Origin of the sequence: Acetobacter pomorum (assembly GCF_002738225.1) — a bacterium.
Taxonomy (GTDB): Bacteria; Pseudomonadota; Alphaproteobacteria; order Acetobacterales; family Acetobacteraceae; genus Acetobacter; species Acetobacter pomorum.
Genome location: NZ_PEBQ01000108.1, coordinates 1 through 17,378, shown reverse-complemented (window position 1 = coordinate 17,378; position 17,378 = coordinate 1). Strand labels below are relative to the sequence as shown.

Here is a 17,378-nt window from a genome sequence, read left to right as displayed (position 1 = left end):
TGTCAACAAGGAAAATAAGAAAAAACATGTCCAAATCGCAGGACACGGTTCCCGCATTACGGCGGGCCGTTCGTATTCTTGATATGGTGAAAGCCTCCAGCAGGCCCCCTTTAGCGGCAGATGTCGCGCGGCAGCTCGATTTGCCGCGCAGTACGGTGCATGGTCTCTTGGCCGTTATGGTGGAGTTGGGGCTGCTGGAAAAAAATGCATCGCAAGGCTACAGGCTGGGAACACGCCTGTTGGACTGGGCTGGAGATGTGACGGAAAAGCGCGATCTGGTAACGGAATTCTACCATGTTCTGGAGAATCGAGCAGATCTGGATGCGTTTACGGTGACGTTGACAATGCTGGAAGGTGCCGAGGTGGTGTATGTTGCCTGCCGCAACAGTGCCACGGTGCTTGGGGCATCTTTTCGGGTAGGTATGCGCTTGCCTGCCATATTTACGGCCACAGGCAATGCCATGCTGGCGGGTATGGATGATACATCTTTCAGAGAATGGCTGGCCCTAAACCCAGTTTCTACCTGGCCAGAGCCCCTTACACCAAATGGCATTTGTTCCGTGACGACATTGGTGCGAGAAATCGCAGAAATTCGTGACAGGGGATATGCCGTGGATGATGAGCAGGTGCATGAAGGGCTGTGGTGTTTTGCAGCATCTGTAAGAGACCATTCCGGGCAGGCTATCGCAGGTATTGGCATCAGTCTGCCTCAAACAGAGTTAAGCCGTTACACGGTTGCACAATTGGGCAATATGGCAGCGGGGTTGGCGCAGGCTGTTGCTATCCGTTTGGGTTATCGTGGGGAACGACAGGATTTTTCCTGATGATTTCACAAAGGACGTTCTGATGTCTTTTTTGCATCTGCTATTTAAGCATCGTTTTATAAAAGCTAGTGCTTTAGGGCTGGGGCTTGTCGCCGGAGGTGTAGGAATAACGCCATTGGCCAAAGCCGTTTCTGCACCGCAAACGGTGGTGCGCTATTTTGTATATGCGCATGGTCTGCATGTTATGACCATTAATGGTGCGTATCGCCTTACCGGGGATCAATACAGCGTAGCAGCCCAAAGCAAGACAGGTGGCCTGTTTCAGCTTTTTATGAAAACCAATATCAATTTGCGCGCGCAAGGCCATTTTTATGATAGCGGCATGCCCGAGCCAGAAAGTTATGATAGCGCCGGATGGTCTCGTGGAAAAAACCGTCATCTGTCCATTGTCTATAAGCAGGATACACCGGATGTGCAGGCAATGGAGCCTGTAGAAAGTGACAGGGAACAGATTCTGCCAGATGAGCGCAAAGGTGCCGTAGATAACGTGGCCATTCTTATGGCGCTGTTACACAAGGTGCGGGAAGGACAAGGGTGCGGCGAGGGTGAGGTAAAAGTGTTTGATGGCGTACGCTTAAGCACGTTGCAGGTGCAAACAGAAGGTATTCAGCCCTTGCCGAATGGCGCCTCAAAAGATTGGGGTGAGGATGGCCTGCGCTGTAATTTTGTAGCGCAGCAGGTCAAGGGCTTCAAACTGTCCAGTGCAGATCGTAAGGCCAGAAAACCCCAGCAGGGGCGCGTGTGGTTTGAGAACATTCCACAATTTGGCATGATAGCCACACGAATAGAGGTAGATAGCCCCAAAATGGGGCACATCATGGTGGAGCTGGAAGGAAAACCCCAACAGCAGCCATAAACGCACAAAAAAGCCCCTTACCTGTGTAGGTAGGGGGCTTTTTTTTGTATTTATTCCACGGTCACAGATTTTGCCAGGTTACGTGGCTGGTCCACATCAGTGCCTTTCATAACAGCAACTTCGTAGGCAAGCATCTGCACCGGAATGGTTTGCAGAATAGGGGCTACAAAGTCATGCACGTGGGGCAGAACGACCATTTGTTCTGCAATGGCAGAAACACGCTCGGCTCCCTTGGTATCCGTAAAAACAAGCAGCCGACCACCACGAGCCTTGGCCTCTTGTAGATTGGAAAGCGTTTTTTCAAACAAAGCGTTTGATGGCGCAGTGGCAACAATAGGTACTGTACGGTCAATAAGGGAAATAGGTCCGTGCTTCATTTCACCAGCGGCATAGGCTTCTGCGTGAATGTAGGAAATTTCCTTTAGCTTGAGCGCACCTTCCATGGCTACAGGGAACATGCTGCCACGGCCCAGATACAGAACATCGCGCGCTTCCACCACAACTTGCGCCATGGCACGAATGGCATCTGTCTGATTAAACACTTCTGCTGCGCGGCTGGGCAGGTCCAGCAGGGCACTCACCAGATGTTCTTCTGCCAACACGTCCAGTTTGCCGCGTGCGCGCGCAGTGGCAATGGCAAAACAGGCCAGCACGGTTAACTGGGCAGTAAAAGCCTTGGTAGATGCCACAGAAATTTCCGGGCCAGCTACGGTGCCCAGCACAACATCGCTTTCCCGCGCCATAGTGCTGTGCTCCACATTCAGCACAGAAACAATGTGAATGGCTTTTTGGCGCAGGCTACGCAGAGCCGCGAGTGTATCTGCCGTTTCCCCGGATTGGGAAATAAGTAACCCTACAGATCCTTCCGTAAGCGGCGGGTTGCGGTAACGCATCTCGCTGGCAACATCTATATCAACGGGCAGGCGGGCAATTTCTTCCAGCCAGTAGCGGCCAATCATTCCGGCAAAAAAGGCAGATCCACAGGCGGTAATAACGGCCCGCGGCACTTCTGCCAGATTGAAAGGGAGATCAGGCAAAATCACACGCCGGGAAGCCGGATCCACCATCCGCTGCAAGGTCTGGCCGATCACTAGCGGATGTTCGTGTAGTTCTTTTTCCATGTAATGGCGGTAACCATCTTTACCGATGGAACCAGCTGCCAGAGCGGTCTGTTGAATGGTGCGTTCAACGGGTTCGCCCTTGAAGTTCATGAACTCAGCGCCTTTGCGCGTGATCACAACACAATCCCCATCTTCCATATAGGCGATGCGGCGTGTGAGCGGGGCCAGAGCCAAAGAGTCGGAGCCCAGAAACATTTCATCGTCGCCAAAGCCTACAGCCAAGGGGGCACTATGGCAGGCGCCGATCATCAGCCCTTCATGCTCGGCAAAAATCATGGCTACAGCGTATGCGCCTTCTAGCCGACGTAAAGTGCGCAGAGCTGCTTCCTTGGGTTCCAATCCTTGTTGCAGATGGTAGTCCAACAGCAGCGCAATGGTTTCACTATCAGTTTCTGTTTCAAAAACCTGCCCTGCTTCTTCCAGTTCACGGCGCAGGGTTTCAAAGTTTTCGATAATACCATTGTGCACAATGGCCACGCGTTCGGTGCCATGTGGATGCGCATTACAGGCCGTGGGGGCCCCATGTGTTGCCCAGCGCGTGTGACCAATACCTGTAGTGCCGGGCAGAGGCTCCTTTTTAAGCAGTGCTGCAAGGTTATCCAGCTTACCTGCCGCACGGCGGCGTTCAACGCGTCCATCTACCAACGTGGCAATGCCTGCGGAATCATACCCCCGATATTCCAGCCGGCGCAGGCCTTCAAAAACAATAGGCGTGGCATGCCTTCGGCCAACAACGCCGCAGATTCCACACATCAGCCGTTTTCCTTTTTTGCTTGCAGACGCTCTTTGAAAAGCCTGCCCATTTCCGCTTTGTTGACCTGCTGTGCCCGGCCAAATGCCAAGGCGTCATCTGGTACATTTTTCGTAATCACACTGCCTGCGGCCACAAGCGTGTTGTTGCCAATGGTAACAGGCGCCACAAGAACGGAATCCGAGCCGATAAAGGCATTTTCTCCTATCGTGGTGGGGTGTTTGAATACGCCATCGTAGTTACAGGTAATGGTGCCCGCGCCAATGTTGCTGCCGCTGCCAATCTGGCTATTGCCCAGATATGTCAGATGATTGGCTTTTGCGCCTTCACCAAGTGTTGTGGCTTTAAGCTCAACAAAATTGCCAACATGAGCACAGGCACCAATAGTTGTGCCTTCCCGAATACGGGCATAGGGACCAACTACGGCATTGGCCTGCACCTCACATCCTACAAGATGGCTAAAGGCACGAATAACCACGCCACTTTGTACGATCACGCCAGGGCCAAAGAATACGTTGGGTTCTACCAGAACATCAGGTTCAATCTGTGTATCGGCACTGAAGAAAACGGTTTCCGGGGCAACCAGAGTAACCCCGTTTTCCATGGCTTTATTGCGTAGCCGTGTTTGCAAAGCCGCTTCTGCCTGCGCCAGTTCGGCACGAGAGTTTACGCCGCGCAGTTCATCCTCCGCAGCTTCTACCGCACGCACCTGCACGTTATCAGCAACAGCCAGATCGACCACATCTGTCAGATAATATTCGCCCTTAGCGTTATCATTGCGCACATTATGGAGCCAACGGCGGAAATCTACGGCATCGGCACACAATACACCGGCGTTACACAGGTCAATGGCGCGTTCTTCGGGCGTGGCATCTGCCCATTCCACAATACGTTCCACATTGCCATTTTCTGCCACAACACGGCCGTATCGTGCAGGATCAGCGGGCCGCATGCTTAACAGTGCCAGACCCACATCAGGTTTGCGGCGTTCTTCTAGCAGTCGGTTGAGTGTTTCGGCTGAAATAAGCGGGTTATCAGCATAAAGGACAGCAACATCGCCATCACCAAACCATGCCTCGGCTTGTAGGGCGGCATGGGCTGTGCCTAGGCGTTCCTGCTGTATTACTACCGGGTAGGGGGTGGCCAGTTCGGCCACTTCTTCCATATCCGGGCCGATTACAACAACCAGCCTGTCAAATACCTCTGCTGCACTGGCAATCAGATGCGCCAGCATTGGTCGGCCACCAAGAGATTGCATGGCTTTGGGGCGGGAGGATTTCATGCGGGTGCCCAGTCCGGCGGCCAGAAGAACCGCCGTGGCAGGACGTGGTGCGGAAAGAGACGTCATAAGAACATGCGGTAAGCCAAGCTCCGGCATGTGTCAAACGTCTCCCCGTGTGAAAATAAACGTGCAAATATCATAAAATTTTTCAGATATTTACGTGATAAGGAAAAACTGCATGCCTAACGCCCGTCTTGCTGTTTTTGATATGGATGGCACGTTGCTTGATTCTGTGCCGGATTTGGCTGCGTGTAGCCGGGAATTGCTGGAAATATGCCATCTTCCCACTCTGAGTGATGCTGAAGTGCGTGGCATGGTCGGTAATGGTGTGCCCGCTTTGGTAAAGCGTGTTTTGGAGGCTGGACGCAAAAAACAGACGGCTCTGACCTCGCATCCTTATGCTATGCCATTTACAGAAACAGAGGCCATTCAGCGCTTTATGGCGCTTTATGTGCCGCGTGCTACACGGCTTTCACGGTTGTTTCCCGGCACGCAACAGGCATTGGAACAACTGAAAGATGCCGGATGGCTGTTGGCTGTCTGCACCAACAAACCGGAGGTGGCGGCCCGACGTATTCTGGATGATTTTGGCCTGATCTCACTTTTTGCTGCAATAGGGGGAGGAGACAGTTTTGCCGCACATAAACCAGACCCCGCACATCTGCTGGGAACCATCAAACAGGCTGGTGCAGAGGTTCAGCGCAGCGTGATGGTTGGGGATATGTTTCCAGATTACGGGGCTGCATCTGGTGCTGGGGCGAAGTTTGTATTTGCCGCGTGGGGATATGGCCCCAGCACGTTAGCTGTGCAGGCAGATGGACAAGCCGCCAGCATGGTAGATATTCCATCTGTGTTGCAGGCTGTGTTGCCCTCCTGAATGCAGAAAAGAGCTTATTTGCCAGATGCTTTTGCAAGGGAACAAGCGGGAAGAGCCGATGCAAGTTCTTCTGCCAAAACAACATCAGCGGGTTTGTCTACATCCACAGCAGCCCGTCCATCAGAAAGTGGAACCAGTTCCACTTTCGCGCTGGTAAGACGGTAAATGCGTTGATAAAGAGCCCGCCGCGTGAGCTTACCACACAGGGCACGTAGAAGAATGGTTGGTCCTAAAAGCCAGGCAACCCGCAAAGGGTGTTTGCGGTTTTTTTCCACATGCCGCCACAAGTCTGCCACGCGCGCAGAAACGGCTGTGCGGAACAGGAACAGATTGCAGCCAGAAAAAGCAAGATCAGCCAGCCGGATATAGGTGCGCTGTGTATGAGGCACATCGCGCTTTATTGTGGTTTCTGTTGCCACAGCCACAGCCAGATCAGCTTGTGGGTGGCTTTGGCTCAGCAGTTCCTGCACCCAGTTTGGCTGAAGCAAAGCGTTGTCTGCGGTGGTGACCAGCAAAGGCGTGCCATAACGTGCAAGGCCAGCTAACACGCTGGCGCTTGGGCCTTCGGGGCGTGCTGGAATAATGTCTATTCCGGCAGGAATAAGAAAGGCAATAATTTGCGGATTTTCAATACATACCGCAATGCGGGTGACTTGAGGCACATGTTGCAGGGCATCAATCACCCTTAACAGCATAGGTACACCCCCAATTGGCAAAAGCGCCTTGTGTGAGACACCACCTGCCAATGCAACAGGGTCTGGCTTGCCGGGGCGAGAGCCTGCCAGAATAAGGGCTGTAATGCCTTGGGGGAAAGCGCTCATGCTGCTTTCCTGTTCTCCGTTGCACGTGCACCATCGGGGCGATCACGCGGAGGGGAACCTGTCAGATCCATCACCCACGGATATTGCTGGGCTTCCTTGACATCATAGCCAAGGTTGAAAACCGTGGGGCTACGGCGGCGTGCCTTGGCATCTACATAATATGAGCCAAACATCCGATCCACTACAAAGCTGGTGATGCCAAAATTTCCATCTTCATCATGGAAATGGTGCAGCACATGGCGGGCTTTCATGCGCTGAATCCAACTGGCGCGCGGCTTATAATTAAGATGCTGGATGCAATGGAAAAATTCGTAAATGCAGGTAATGGCAACACCCGTGCCAAAGGCCGTGGCTGCAGCCCCAATGCCGCCAATAAGATACCCAATAGGTATGGTTACGGCCCCGATTGTGGGCAGAGTTGTAATGGGGGCACCAAACAGAACATCCAGCAGATGCGGGTCCTGATGGTGGTCAAAATGAATGCGCTTCCACAGAGCAGCCGTCCATTTCATTTTATACAGGATACGGCCATGCAGCACGTAGCGGTGCAGCAGATACCACACAACAGGATAAACAATAACAACAGCAACCAGAGAAACCAGCGTTGGCCACCAACCCGCAAAAAAATACGCAGCCAATGCCGCAGAGGCAATAACCAGTGCAAAATAGAGCAGGATGGTAGGGTAGGTAAGATACGCCACCCAAAGCTGTCTGAGGTTCATTTTCCCCAGATCAAAGCTACGCCCGGTTTTAAGCGATGCGTTATTGAGTGTTCCGCTCATCGTGTTTCATTCCTCAGAAGCACGGTAATGGCTCCCAGTGTGAAAATAATCAGTGCGGGTATGGTCGCAATTGCCGGTGGCAGCAACCCCGCATTTCCCATTGCGCGTAGCATACCTTGCACAATAATAAACAACAGCCCGCTGCCCATGCACCATACCGGCACCCAACTGCGTGTTCCTGTCCGTGGAGGAATATAGATTGCGGGCAACGCGATCAACAAAAGAACGAGCAAAGAGGCCGGGCGCAAAAAACGTTCAAGCAGACCTGCCTCCAGAAAACCGGGGCTGGTATGGGAGGGCAGACGCCCACGCAACATGCCCAAAATGGTTGTGGAAGAAAGTGGCGGATTTTCGGCAGAGAGACGAATAAACTCCCACGGGTGCAGGTTGGTATCCCAGCTCATGCTCTGCACAGAGGGCAGACGTGTGGTTTTTTCGCCTTCAACGGTAATGCTATCAATATTGTGCAAAAGCCAGCCACGCGTATGGGTGTAATCTGCCGACTGCGCATGGAGAATCTGCTGTAGGCGCCCGGAACCATCCCGAATGTAGATGTCTATTTTTGTGAGCATGTTGCCCCCATCAGACGTATAGCCGATATGGGCAATGCGGTTGCCATCATGAAACCAGAAGGCATGTCCGTTTTCGGGGTGTGGGTCTGTGCGGTTCCACCATGCAGCCAAGGCTTGCTCGGAACGCGGGGTGACCTGATCATCCAGCACAACTCCGGCAAAACCAATGACCAATGTGGCAGGGACAAGGTATTTATACAGCCCAAAGGTGGAAAGGCCGCATGCACGCAGGATGGCAATCTCGCTGGCCAGCGTCATCTGGGTGAGCATAAGCAGCGCACCAATCAGCACGCTTAATGGCAGGGCCCCTGCAAGCAAAAATGGCGCCCGCATGGCTGCAAAGCTTAGAATACCCCGCACACCCAAATGCCGCTGCAGAATGGGGGTTGTTTGTTCAAGCAGGGCCAGAATTTCAAGAAGCCCGACAAGAACAGCGCAGCAAAAAATAACACGCGTTAACAACGCCGTGGAAAGATAGCGGAGCAGAACATGGCGGGGCATGCTTGAAGATTGGCTCATGGCAGGGCTTTTTGGGCAGATGAGCGGGAACGCCAGGCTTTAAACACCTGAAAAGCACCGGATTTGTAAAGCAGCAGGAGTGTACACCCTATAATAAAAACCAACGCAGGCCCCCAGATAAGCAGGAGCGAGGCCTTTTTAGTGGCGACCATGCTGTGCCCAAACTGGATGGTATGGTCAAACCCAACCATAATAATAAAGGCCAGCGGCAGGCCAGCATTGTTGCGCTGGCGTTTACGCATGAGCGCCAGAGAAGCAGCCAGTAGTGGAATAAAGGGCACGGTAAGGCTGCGCGCCATGCGAAAATGCACTTCAGACCGCATATGCGGGCGTGAAATGGAAGGATCATGCCGGATCAGACGGCCAACCAGTTCAGGAGATGTCAACTCCCGCTCATCCTCTCCGCGTGTGCGGAAAGGGGAAATATGCGCGGCATGAGTGAGATAGCGCGTGGAATGGTCAAAAGTGACCAGACTAGGAACCCCATCGCCTTTATCTGTTACAATCACACCGTTTGTCAGATCAATCTGAACGGTTTCCCCATCTCCTCCAATACGGATATGGCCGTTGCGGGCGGTAATATCGCGTTCCTGCTGTTCAGAGAGATCACGTATAAAAACATTTTCCAGATCAGATCCGCTTTGGGAAACCTTGTCTGCAACAATCGTCAACTGAGAGGAAGGACTGGCAAACATCCGCGGCTGCAAACGTGGCGCCCACCCCGTATGGCTGGCGATATAAAAGGTCGAGCGGAAATCATATCGTGCGTGGGGCTGGATGAATCCGTAGAGCAGAAAGGACAGAATACCCAGCACAACGCCTAACTGAATATAAGGCCGGGTAATGCGCAACAGTGAGAGGCCACTGCTGTTTATGGCATCAATTTCCTCATTCTGGCTCATGCGGCGGATAACGGTAAATACCGCTACGCAAAGTGCAGCCGGAATGGCAAGCCCAAGATAATGGGGCAGCAACGCAGCCAGAAGGCCGATAAATATGCCAATATGATTATTGCCAGCCGCCAGCAGATTAAACAGCACCAAAAGGCGCTCAAGAATCAGGGCAATCATCACAACAGACAGGGCTACCAGAAAAGGTGGCATAACCTGAGCGATGAGATAGCGGTCTAATGTACCGGGACGAAGCGAAGCAACGACCCGGCGCAGAAAAGGCACATTTGGCATGTGGGCTGTCATAGCGAGGTTATGGGCAAAAGGCGATGTGCATTGCACACACGCCTCATCTGGCTGTCTTGCAGGTTTCCATCTGGCATTAAGCTGCGATGCTGGATGGTAATCTGCCAGGTATCTGGTTGCTTCTGCACCGAAATGGCATTCCACCCTGCATTTTTTGCAGGATCATCTGCAATGTGGGAAGCGGATGTACTGCTAACTGCCAGAATATCCGTGCCCGGAATGGTAGTAATCTGTGCACGATGAGAATGCCCATAAAGCACCAGTTCAGCACCTTCTGCACGCAATACGCCCTGAAGCGGGGCAACATCATCCAGCCCCTTGCGCCGGCTTACAATCCCTTGTGCCGGAGGGTGATGAAGTAACACAATCCGGCATAATCCCATAGCGCGGGTACGGCGTAAAAGCGTTGCCAAAAGCATAAGCTGAGAATGTCCTGCTTTGCCGGACGCCAAAAAGGGAAGGGTGGGAACAGCCGTATTTAATCCGATAAGAGCGACATGATCTTTTACAAGGAGCGATGGTGTATCCTGGGGAGTATGACGCAGCCATTCCGCCCAGAGTTTCTGTTTTGTGTCACTGTTTTCTTTTATCAGAGCATCATGGTTGCCCGGCACCAGCAGCGTGGGGGGCAAGTTCTGCTGCAAAAGCCATTGGCGGGCTTGCTGGAATTCTTTGAGCAATCCCAGATTGGTCAGATCTCCCGTAAGAGCCACCATATCTGGGTGAAAACAGCGGATATCCTGCATAACGGCATGTAATGCAGATAATTTATGCAGATGTTTGCGGCGAAGTTGCCATGACAGCAGGCTAAAAATGCGCTTGAAGAGGATTTCCCTAAAAGAAGGTAAGCCGACAAGAGGCAGATGTGGGTCAGACAGGTGGGCGATATGAACGCAGGACAAGAAAAACACATCTCCGATGACGGGATATGGCCGCACGGTATGTGACAAGAGCCATAACAGCCTTTATACCATCGCCCGTAGCCGGGGCAAAAGGTGCCGGTGTTTTTGTTTGTGTATGGCAAGAGTGGTGAATGTCCGATCGTTTTGCCCTGATTTACAATCCTCGTAGCCGACGGAATTTGAAGGCAGATCCAAAGTATCTGGAGCTTGCTGGCAAAATGCTGGGGCCTTTGTTCTGTTCACCCAGAACACATGCGGCATTAAGGCAGCAGGTTTATGCGCTTTTACAGCAACGGATAGGCTGCCTGGTTGTAGATGGGGGAGATGGCACTGTTGGGCATGTGCTCAGTGCGCTTTATACGTCTTCTTGCCCGCCAGAACAGTGGCCTCGGATTGTTGTGCTGCCATCGGGCAATACCAACCTGATTGCAACGGATGTTGGGTTTGGCAAACGCGGTGTTGAGGCATTGCAGATTTTGCATGCGCGCCTTTCTGCCGGACGTCTTTTTTCTGATGAGCGACGCAGGCAACCTTTGGTGGTGACGCGTGATGGGCAGAAAGATACGGCCTCTTTAGGTTTTTTTGGTGGTCTGGGGGCTTTTGGACGCGGAATAGAAATTGCCCATGACCCGAAAATCCTGAAGAACTATTCTCACGATGCCGCAGTTATGGCGACGTTATTTGTAACTGTGTGGCAGTTGTTAAGCCCCAAACACAGGCGGGCTTGGCTGGAAGGCACAAAAGTTACAATAGAGAGGGATGGTGAGGTATTGCCAGAACAGAATCATTTTCTGTTTTTATGCACTGCCTTGCATAGGTTGCCGCATGGTGTCTGGCCCTTCTGGCATAATTTATCGGAGGTGGATCGTGGCATCAAATATTTGGATGTTGCGGCTTTTCCCCCGCATTTAGGGCGCGCTGTCTGGAATTTGTTGCGCGGCAACGCCCCCCAATGGTTGCAGCAGAATACAGCCTATAACAGTGGCTCAGCCACAAAGCTGGTGCTGCACACAGATCAATCTTTTGTTCTGGATGGTGAGGTGATTCCACCGGGAGAAGATGGCTGCCTGACTGTATCTGCCGGCCCCGTGGTTTCTTTTGTACATATGTAAAGTATTCTGGTGGAAAATCTGCACATGAAGAGTATTCAACCAGAGTGCAAAGAAATTTTTGCCCGTATAGAGCAAGAATTACATACACCGGTTTCTCCTCTGGTCACGGAATTTGTGCGTTATCTGCTAGGAAATGCACAACCGTTGGGCGTGTTGTTTTATGGATCGGGCCTGCGGGGAGGGATTCAGGATGATACTCTGCTGGACTTTTACATTATTGTAGAAAAACAGGCAGATTGGCCTAGAAGCAGGCTTGCCTGTCTGGCAAATGCTCTTTTGCCACCTAATGTGGAATACCACGAATATAAGGTAGGGAAGCACCATCTGCGGGCTAAGGTTGCCATTCTGTCTCTTGCGCAGTTTCGTTCCCTTACGCGGCCACAAACATTGGATACCACAGTCTGGGCACGTTTTTCACAACCTGTTCGGCTGATATGGTCGCGGGATAAAGAAGCCTACGCAGCATTACATGTTTGTGTCATGCGGGCTGTATTGACCGCCGCATGGTGGGCTGTACAACTTGGCCCAGATTCAGGTGCCATTCTGGATTACTGGAATGCGTTATATCGCCATACTTATCGTGTTGAACTGCGTGTTGAAAAAGCAGGTCGCGGTCAAAGCATTGTAGATGCCTATACGCAGCGTTACGCGCAGCTTTTACTACCATGCTGGCAAATGCTGAATATTCCATATCGCTCGCAAGATCAGATTGTCACGCCTCAGATCTCACATGCACAAAAGTTGCGCGCTATGCGGAAGTGGTCATTGCGGGCAGCTTGTGGAAGACCATTGAATATTATGCGTTTGCTGAAAGCTGCTTATACTTTTACGGGCGGCGCACGTTATGCCGTGTGGAAAGTTCAACGCCATAGCGGCATAGAAGTGCCACTTTCTCCTTTTGCAGAAAAACACCCCTTACTGGCAGCACCGCCAATTGTGTGGCGGCTGTGGCAGCAAGGGGCGTTCAAGCGCAAATAACTTTTTTTTAAGCAGCGGAGGGTGTGATGGTTACGCCCACTTCTGCCGCAGCCTGCCTGAATATGGCAATAGCCTGCGCAATTTGTTCGGGCGTATGGGTGGCCATTACGGAACAACGGAGCAACGGCCGAGAATCTGGTGTAGCCGGAGGAAGGCTGAGATTTACATAAACACCAAGTTCCAAAAGCCTGTTCCACATGGGAATAGCCTCTTCAGCTGTTTCCAATGTAACGGCAATAACTGGGGTTGCCTGTTTGCTGGCATTTAGCCCGATATCTACAAAACCTGCATGTAGTTGCTGCGCGTTTGCCATAAGCTGCGTACGCAGTTCAGGATGTGCCTGCATATCTTTCAAGGCAGCCGTTGTGGCAGCAATAACTTCCGGCGGTAGCGATGCCGTAAACATATAGGGCCGGCAGTTTAAGCGCACAAACTCCAGCTCAGGATGGTCAGATACGCAGTAACCACCAACTGTGCCCAAGCTTTTGGAAAATGTGCCGACAACAAAGTCCACATCAGCTTCCACGCCATCAGCCTCAGCGGCACCACGCCCATTTTGACCCAACACGCCAAAAGAATGGGCTTCATCTACCAGCAGGTAGGCGCCTGTTTCTTTTTTAACGGCAACAAATTCTGCAATCGGGGCAACATTACCCGTCATGGAATAAATGCCTTCAACCACAATTAATTTGGCGCCTGGCGTGCCATCCATGCGTTTAAGGCGTTTATAAAGGTTGTCTGGATCATTATGGCGGAAGCGAATAACTTCTGCTGCACTCAGGCGGCTGCCATCATAGATACTGGCGTGGCTATCAGCATCCAGAAACAGGTGGTCATCCTTACCTGCCAGCGTGGAAATAATGCCGAGGTTAGCCTGATATCCCGTGGAAAAAACCATGGCATCACGCCGACCAAAAAACGCGGCAATATCTTTTTCAAGCTGTCGATGCAGGGATTGTGTGCCATTTGCAATGCGTGAGCCCGTTGTGCCTACGCCACATGCCGCGGCAGCCTGCTGGGCTGCTTGAATGGCATTTTTGGATTGACTAAGCCCCAAATAGTTATTGGTGCCAAAAAGAAGCGTTTCCCGACCTTCAATAATTCCAACAGTTGAAGAGACAGGTTTTTCAATAACAACAGCAAAAGGGTTGCGACCGCCTACGGCCACAACGGAACCCAGCGCGCCTGCCGTACCTTCAAATTTGGAAAATAGTGATGTCATCCACGCTCACCCTTTGTTTTTCAGAGCGACAATGCAAGCGGCAAGGTCATTAATCGTTCGGATATCAGCCAGTTTGTCGAGCGGGATAGATACATCCAAGCTGTCTTCAACTTCCATAACGAAATTCATGACGGCCAAAGAATCAAATGCAAGATCTTCCATGATCTTGCAATTGCCATCAATGTCACGCGGAACCTTGGGGTTGGCGAGGAGCTTCTGGATGATCAGCGCGGAAACGCTTTCAACGGTTTCGCTCATGTCGGATCCTTCATCCCTTAAGGGCGTTTGTTTTATGCCGAGCTTTTTGCCAGCAGTGCCGCCTTATGGGTGAAAAAAGCCAGTTTGACCAGCCTTTCTCCACATAAGGGGCCGATAAAATCCCGTAGGCTGGTCAGGCCACTTCGGACTGCTGCTCAAAGGCGCCGCTTAAATACATTGTGCGTGCTTTGGCCCGGGTCAGTTTGCCAGAAGATGTCTGAGGCAACGCATGTGGGGGCACCAGTACAACAGAAACCTCTACACCATGAAGGCGACGAAATAGGCTGGCGGCTTCGGTTTTCAGTTTTTCCCGTGTTTCTGCGGCAGAAGCGCGGCACTGAATAAGGGCCACGATTTCCTCGTGATCACCTTTTTCAAGCGAGAAAACAGCCACATCTCTGCTCCGTAAGGCGGGGATATGCGTTTCAGCAGACCATTCCAGATCCTGCGGCCAGATATTGCGGCCATTAATGATAATCAGATCTTTGGCGCGGCCTGTTACAACAATCTGTCCATTCAGCATATAACCAAGATCACCGGTATTCAGCCAGTTATCTTGGTCCAGCGTTTTGCTGCTTTCTTCTGGCATGCGGAAGTAGCCGCTCATCAAGCTGGGGCCGCGCACGTAAATGGTGCCTACTTCTCTATCGCTCAGAACGCGTCCGTAAGTATTCCGAACTTCCAGTTCATGTCCGGGCAAAACTTTTCCGCAGATAACAAATGTGCGGCTTGGTGTTTCCGGACTGGCTGGCGGACGTGCAATTCCTGTGCTTTCCAATGCAGGCAGATCAACCGTGTCAGTTTCTATGCCTGTGTCCAGCGGAGCAAAGCTAATGGCAAGAGTAGCTTCTGCCATGCCATAGCTGGCGACAAACGCCTTTGGACTAAAACCGACAGGGGCAAAACGGGCCGCAAATTCATCCAGAATATGCGCGCGGATCATATCTCCACCAATACCAGCAACACGCCAGCAGGAAAGATCCAGCCCTTCCGAGGCAGGGCGTCGCGCGCAGAGTTCATATCCAAACGAGGGGCTATAGGCGATTGTGCCCCGATTGCGGCTGATTAAATCCAGCCATACATGCGGGCGGCGTGCGAATTCACGCGTAGGCAGCAGATCCACGCTCAGCTGACAGGTCATAGGCGTTAGAAAGAATCCAACTAGACCCATGTCATGGTAAAGGGGCAACCACGAAACACAGCGGTCTCCCGTTTCCCTAACTTGCAATCCGTTGCGGGCAATGGAAGATACATTGGCCATGCCAGAACTGTGGCTGACGCACACTCCCATGGGGAAACGCGTGCTGCCAGAAGAAAACTGAAGGTAGGAAAGGTCTTCCGGCTTAATGTCCGGCAGAGACATATCAGGTACAGGGCGCGCCATCAGTTCTGCTGGCGGTCCAGCAAAAACAAGGCCTAACCCAGTGACAATTTCGTCCGTCCAGCCTTCAATAATCTGGGGAATGATCACGGCACTGGCCTGTGCGCTTGTAATCATGCCTCTCAGCGTTTTCAGATAGGCATCTTTTCCGCCAAACGCGACAGGTAAGGGGAGGGGAACCGCAACGAGGCCAGCATACTGACAGCCAAAAAAGATACGGGCAAAGTCACCATCGCTTTCCGCAACAATGGCAACACGGTCTCCTGGTTGCAGGCCCATACCCAAAAGGCGCAAAGCGGTATCAATAGCCTGCTGACGCAATACTTTATAAGGTAGGGCTTCTAAAAGCACACCTTTGCCGGAATAAACATTAAACCCGGCTTCGCCTTGGGCGGCGTAGTCCAACGCTTCAGGAAAAGTTGCAAAATCTCCGTACCGGCGCGGTTGGCCAGATGCGGTAGAAACCGGTTGGAGGGTTTCGTCTAAAGAGATTGCAGAAGCAGGGTTCATACTATTCATCAGCTGGCCATTCGAAGAAAATCAACAATTGCGTCGGCCCCTACCGGCGCAGTCGGTTCGTTCCCAATAAGGTCGAACGTGTCGCGTATATAATCTTTTTGCAGGTTTACGAAAGTATTGTGCGACGAAAAGGCTTGTTCAATGTCTTCTCCCAGAGTGTCAATAGTATCCAGCACAGGTCCTAAAGACCAGAAGCGGTAATTTTCATCACCCTCCCAATCAACATTGTGCGCATTCAGAAACATACAAGCGCGCGGCTTTACCAGAAATTCTGCAACTTGCGAACTAACATCCCCCAGATACATGTCTGCAGTGGAGGTGTACGTCATATCAATGCTGCGGGCGCTGCCGGTATCTACCAGCATGTGTGGATAATGGCCAAAGGCACGCTCCAACTGCAAAGCTTCGGCTTTTTTGTTGTCAAACAGCCGGTAATGGGGCGCAAAGATAAGGTTGTAACGATCCTGGTTGGCAAAATGTGTCAGCACATTCAGGCCCATTTTAGGCCAGGATGAGAGGCGTGTATTGAAATGCGGATTATAAAGAATAGTGGGACGATTATTATTAAATAGACGTAATGTCCGATGGCGCATCCGGTGCACCATATCGAATTTGGCGTAAACACCCGTATGGTAACAACCGGGGCGGATAGCGCCTTGAGCCAGAAGCCGTTCTTCTATCTTATGCCCAGCCATCAGCACGTAATCGAATTTCTTCACATCGCGCGCAAAACCAATGGCACGATCTCCCGCACCATGACGCGTCCATATAAGGCGTGGCTTATTTACACCCAGCTTGCGCAGATACAGTGAAGTGCGTTCTGGAACGACAATCCCCTGAAACGAAGAGAAATAATTCTTGTTAAAAAATAGGCTCGCCAAACGAAAAAAAGCGGTCTGGCCATAGCGTTCGGTTTGACGTCTTAGGAACTGAGGGAGGTGAAGAAGACTGAATTGCACCTTCGATTCTGGATAATACGCGGCCAGTGAGCGCACATAGTCCAGATGCGTTTGTGTGGTGCAGGCAAGATGCACTTCAGCTTCAGGGTGACGGCTCGCAATTTCCATTGCAATCGGCAAAGAATGCAAGGTTTGGTGCGGCTGTGCGATGTAGGGAAAGAGAATGCGCATCTGTTAAATGTCATCCTTGTTTAACATAGGAACCTTTGTCACAGCATGAGCGTCTTGATGTGTTTGCCCATAAGGCAGTCCCGCCTCAGCAAGTTACTGTCTTGTGCACAAATCGTTTAGTGTCCCAGATAGTCAAGCCCTGCCTCAGAGTAGAAAATATGAGGTTACCGGATTTTTCGTGAGCTGGCGGTAAGCACATTTAGGATAAAAAATTCGCAAGTATGTATTTTTTCTGAAATTGGGTGTTGACGTTATGAGTGGGTGGGGTGTAGAAG

Annotated in this window: 16 protein-coding genes; 5 read left to right on the top strand and 11 right to left on the bottom strand. The window is 51.7% G+C overall.

Annotated elements, in window-relative coordinates; genetic code table 11:
* The first annotated feature begins 26 nt into the window (after positions 1-26).
* A complete protein-coding gene (locus CSR02_RS07885; protein ID WP_099541184.1) occupies positions 27-824 on the top strand; it encodes an IclR family transcriptional regulator in 798 nt (265 codons plus the stop codon).
* A 22-nt stretch (positions 825-846) separates the two neighbouring features.
* Positions 847-1,680 carry a DUF3108 domain-containing protein gene (locus tag CSR02_RS07880; protein ID WP_099541183.1) on the top strand — a complete coding sequence of 278 codons (834 nt, stop codon included), beginning with the start codon at positions 847-849 and terminating at the stop codon, positions 1,678-1,680.
* A gap of 50 nt (positions 1,681-1,730) precedes the next feature.
* On the opposite strand, the gene glmS is transcribed toward CSR02_RS07880, so the two are convergent.
* Positions 1,731-3,554 (bottom strand): glutamine--fructose-6-phosphate transaminase (isomerizing), encoded by a 1,824-nt coding sequence (gene glmS / locus CSR02_RS07875; protein ID WP_042787484.1) that lies wholly within the window; start codon positions 3,552-3,554, stop codon positions 1,731-1,733.
* Complete coding sequence (glmU, locus tag CSR02_RS07870; protein ID WP_099541182.1) at positions 3,554-4,930, bottom strand: bifunctional UDP-N-acetylglucosamine diphosphorylase/glucosamine-1-phosphate N-acetyltransferase GlmU; 1,377 nt, start codon at positions 4,928-4,930, stop codon at positions 3,554-3,556. Before glmU ends, glmS begins: the two co-directional genes overlap by 1 nt.
* 82 nt (positions 4,931-5,012) lie before the next feature.
* Between glmU and CSR02_RS07865 the strand changes: the two genes are divergently transcribed.
* Positions 5,013-5,711 carry an HAD hydrolase-like protein gene (locus tag CSR02_RS07865; protein ID WP_099541181.1) on the top strand — a complete coding sequence of 233 codons (699 nt, stop codon included), beginning with the start codon at positions 5,013-5,015 and terminating at the stop codon, positions 5,709-5,711.
* Positions 5,712-5,725: 14 nt separating this feature from the next.
* Here the strand turns inward: CSR02_RS07865 and CSR02_RS07860 are convergent, their stop codons facing one another.
* From CSR02_RS07860 to CSR02_RS07840, 5 genes are read right to left on the bottom strand one after another with little or no spacing between them, the layout of a single operon-like run.
* The gene (locus CSR02_RS07860; RefSeq protein WP_099541180.1) at positions 5,726-6,532 is read right to left on the bottom strand and encodes a nucleotidyltransferase family protein; all 807 of its coding nucleotides are present in this window, start codon (positions 6,530-6,532) and stop codon (positions 5,726-5,728) included.
* The gene (locus CSR02_RS07855) at positions 6,529-7,314 is read right to left on the bottom strand and encodes a sterol desaturase family protein (protein ID WP_042787480.1); all 786 of its coding nucleotides are present in this window, start codon (positions 7,312-7,314) and stop codon (positions 6,529-6,531) included. Before CSR02_RS07855 ends, CSR02_RS07860 begins: the two co-directional genes overlap by 4 nt.
* Positions 7,311-8,405, bottom strand: coding sequence for an LptF/LptG family permease (locus tag CSR02_RS07850; protein WP_042787479.1), 1,095 nt, complete (start codon positions 8,403-8,405; stop codon positions 7,311-7,313). The genes CSR02_RS07855 and CSR02_RS07850 overlap by 4 nt, the downstream gene beginning before the upstream one ends.
* Positions 8,402-9,601, bottom strand: coding sequence for an LptF/LptG family permease (locus CSR02_RS07845; protein ID WP_099541179.1), 1,200 nt, complete (start codon positions 9,599-9,601; stop codon positions 8,402-8,404). The genes CSR02_RS07850 and CSR02_RS07845 overlap by 4 nt, the downstream gene beginning before the upstream one ends.
* A complete protein-coding gene (locus CSR02_RS07840) occupies positions 9,598-10,539 on the bottom strand; it encodes a metallophosphoesterase family protein (RefSeq protein WP_183172617.1) in 942 nt (313 codons plus the stop codon). Before CSR02_RS07840 ends, CSR02_RS07845 begins: the two co-directional genes overlap by 4 nt.
* Positions 10,540-10,634: 95 nt before the next feature.
* Here CSR02_RS07840 and CSR02_RS07835 point away from each other — a divergent pair, with 95 nt between their 5' ends.
* Together CSR02_RS07835 and CSR02_RS07830 are read left to right on the top strand one after the other, a co-directional pair.
* Complete coding sequence (locus CSR02_RS07835) at positions 10,635-11,615, top strand: diacylglycerol/lipid kinase family protein (RefSeq protein ID WP_099541177.1); 981 nt, start codon at positions 10,635-10,637, stop codon at positions 11,613-11,615.
* A 24-nt stretch (positions 11,616-11,639) separates the two neighbouring features.
* A complete protein-coding gene (locus CSR02_RS07830) occupies positions 11,640-12,593 on the top strand; it encodes a hypothetical protein (RefSeq protein ID WP_099541176.1) in 954 nt (317 codons plus the stop codon).
* 7 nt (positions 12,594-12,600) lie between these two features.
* Here the strand turns inward: CSR02_RS07830 and spt are convergent, their stop codons facing one another.
* The 4 genes from spt to CSR02_RS07810 all read right to left on the bottom strand — a co-directional run bounded on the left by spt (position 12,601) and on the right by CSR02_RS07810 (position 17,103).
* Entirely contained in the window at positions 12,601-13,815 is a 1,215-nt protein-coding gene (spt, locus tag CSR02_RS07825; protein ID WP_099541175.1) for a serine palmitoyltransferase, read from the bottom strand.
* Between the two features lie 6 nt (positions 13,816-13,821).
* Positions 13,822-14,073, bottom strand: coding sequence for an acyl carrier protein (locus tag CSR02_RS07820; RefSeq protein ID WP_003625320.1), 252 nt, complete (start codon positions 14,071-14,073; stop codon positions 13,822-13,824).
* 133 nt (positions 14,074-14,206) lie between these two features.
* On the bottom strand, positions 14,207-15,973 hold the full coding sequence (locus CSR02_RS07815; RefSeq protein ID WP_099541174.1) for a fatty acyl-AMP ligase: 1,767 nt from the start codon (positions 15,971-15,973) through the stop codon (positions 14,207-14,209).
* Positions 15,973-17,103: a hypothetical protein gene (locus tag CSR02_RS07810; protein ID WP_042787473.1), complete on the bottom strand. Its 1,131-nt coding sequence runs from the start codon at positions 17,101-17,103 to the stop codon at positions 15,973-15,975. The genes CSR02_RS07815 and CSR02_RS07810 overlap by 1 nt, the downstream gene beginning before the upstream one ends.
* Positions 17,104-17,378: the final 275 nt, after the last annotated feature.

Excerpts from the sequence above, each read along its gene's own strand:
- CSR02_RS07860 (WP_099541180.1), bottom strand. The coding sequence starts at position 6,532 with ATGAGCGCTTTCCCCCAAGGCATTACAGCCCTTATTCTGGCAGGCTCT.
- CSR02_RS07845 (WP_099541179.1), bottom strand. The coding sequence starts at position 9,601 with ATGACAGCCCACATGCCAAATGTGCCTTTTCTGCGCCGGGTCGTTGCT.
- CSR02_RS07810 (WP_042787473.1), bottom strand. The coding sequence starts at position 17,103 with ATGCGCATTCTCTTTCCCTACATCGCACAGCCGCACCAAACCTTGCAT.
- CSR02_RS07820 (WP_003625320.1), bottom strand. The coding sequence starts at position 14,073 with ATGAGCGAAACCGTTGAAAGCGTTTCCGCGCTGATCATCCAGAAGCTC.
- CSR02_RS07830 (WP_099541176.1), top strand. The coding sequence starts at position 11,640 with ATGAAGAGTATTCAACCAGAGTGCAAAGAAATTTTTGCCCGTATAGAG.
- glmS (WP_042787484.1), bottom strand. The coding sequence starts at position 3,554 with ATGTGTGGAATCTGCGGCGTTGTTGGCCGAAGGCATGCCACGCCTATT.
- glmU (WP_099541182.1), bottom strand. The coding sequence starts at position 4,930 with ATGCCGGAGCTTGGCTTACCGCATGTTCTTATGACGTCTCTTTCCGCA.
- CSR02_RS07865 (WP_099541181.1), top strand. The coding sequence starts at position 5,013 with ATGCCTAACGCCCGTCTTGCTGTTTTTGATATGGATGGCACGTTGCTT.
- CSR02_RS07855 (WP_042787480.1), bottom strand. The coding sequence starts at position 7,314 with ATGAGCGGAACACTCAATAACGCATCGCTTAAAACCGGGCGTAGCTTT.
- CSR02_RS07835 (WP_099541177.1), top strand. The coding sequence starts at position 10,635 with ATGTCCGATCGTTTTGCCCTGATTTACAATCCTCGTAGCCGACGGAAT.
- spt (WP_099541175.1), bottom strand. The coding sequence starts at position 13,815 with ATGACATCACTATTTTCCAAATTTGAAGGTACGGCAGGCGCGCTGGGT.
- CSR02_RS07885 (WP_099541184.1), top strand. The coding sequence starts at position 27 with ATGTCCAAATCGCAGGACACGGTTCCCGCATTACGGCGGGCCGTTCGT.
- CSR02_RS07880 (WP_099541183.1), top strand. The coding sequence starts at position 847 with ATGTCTTTTTTGCATCTGCTATTTAAGCATCGTTTTATAAAAGCTAGT.
- CSR02_RS07850 (WP_042787479.1), bottom strand. The coding sequence starts at position 8,405 with ATGAGCCAATCTTCAAGCATGCCCCGCCATGTTCTGCTCCGCTATCTT.
- CSR02_RS07815 (WP_099541174.1), bottom strand. The coding sequence starts at position 15,973 with ATGAATAGTATGAACCCTGCTTCTGCAATCTCTTTAGACGAAACCCTC.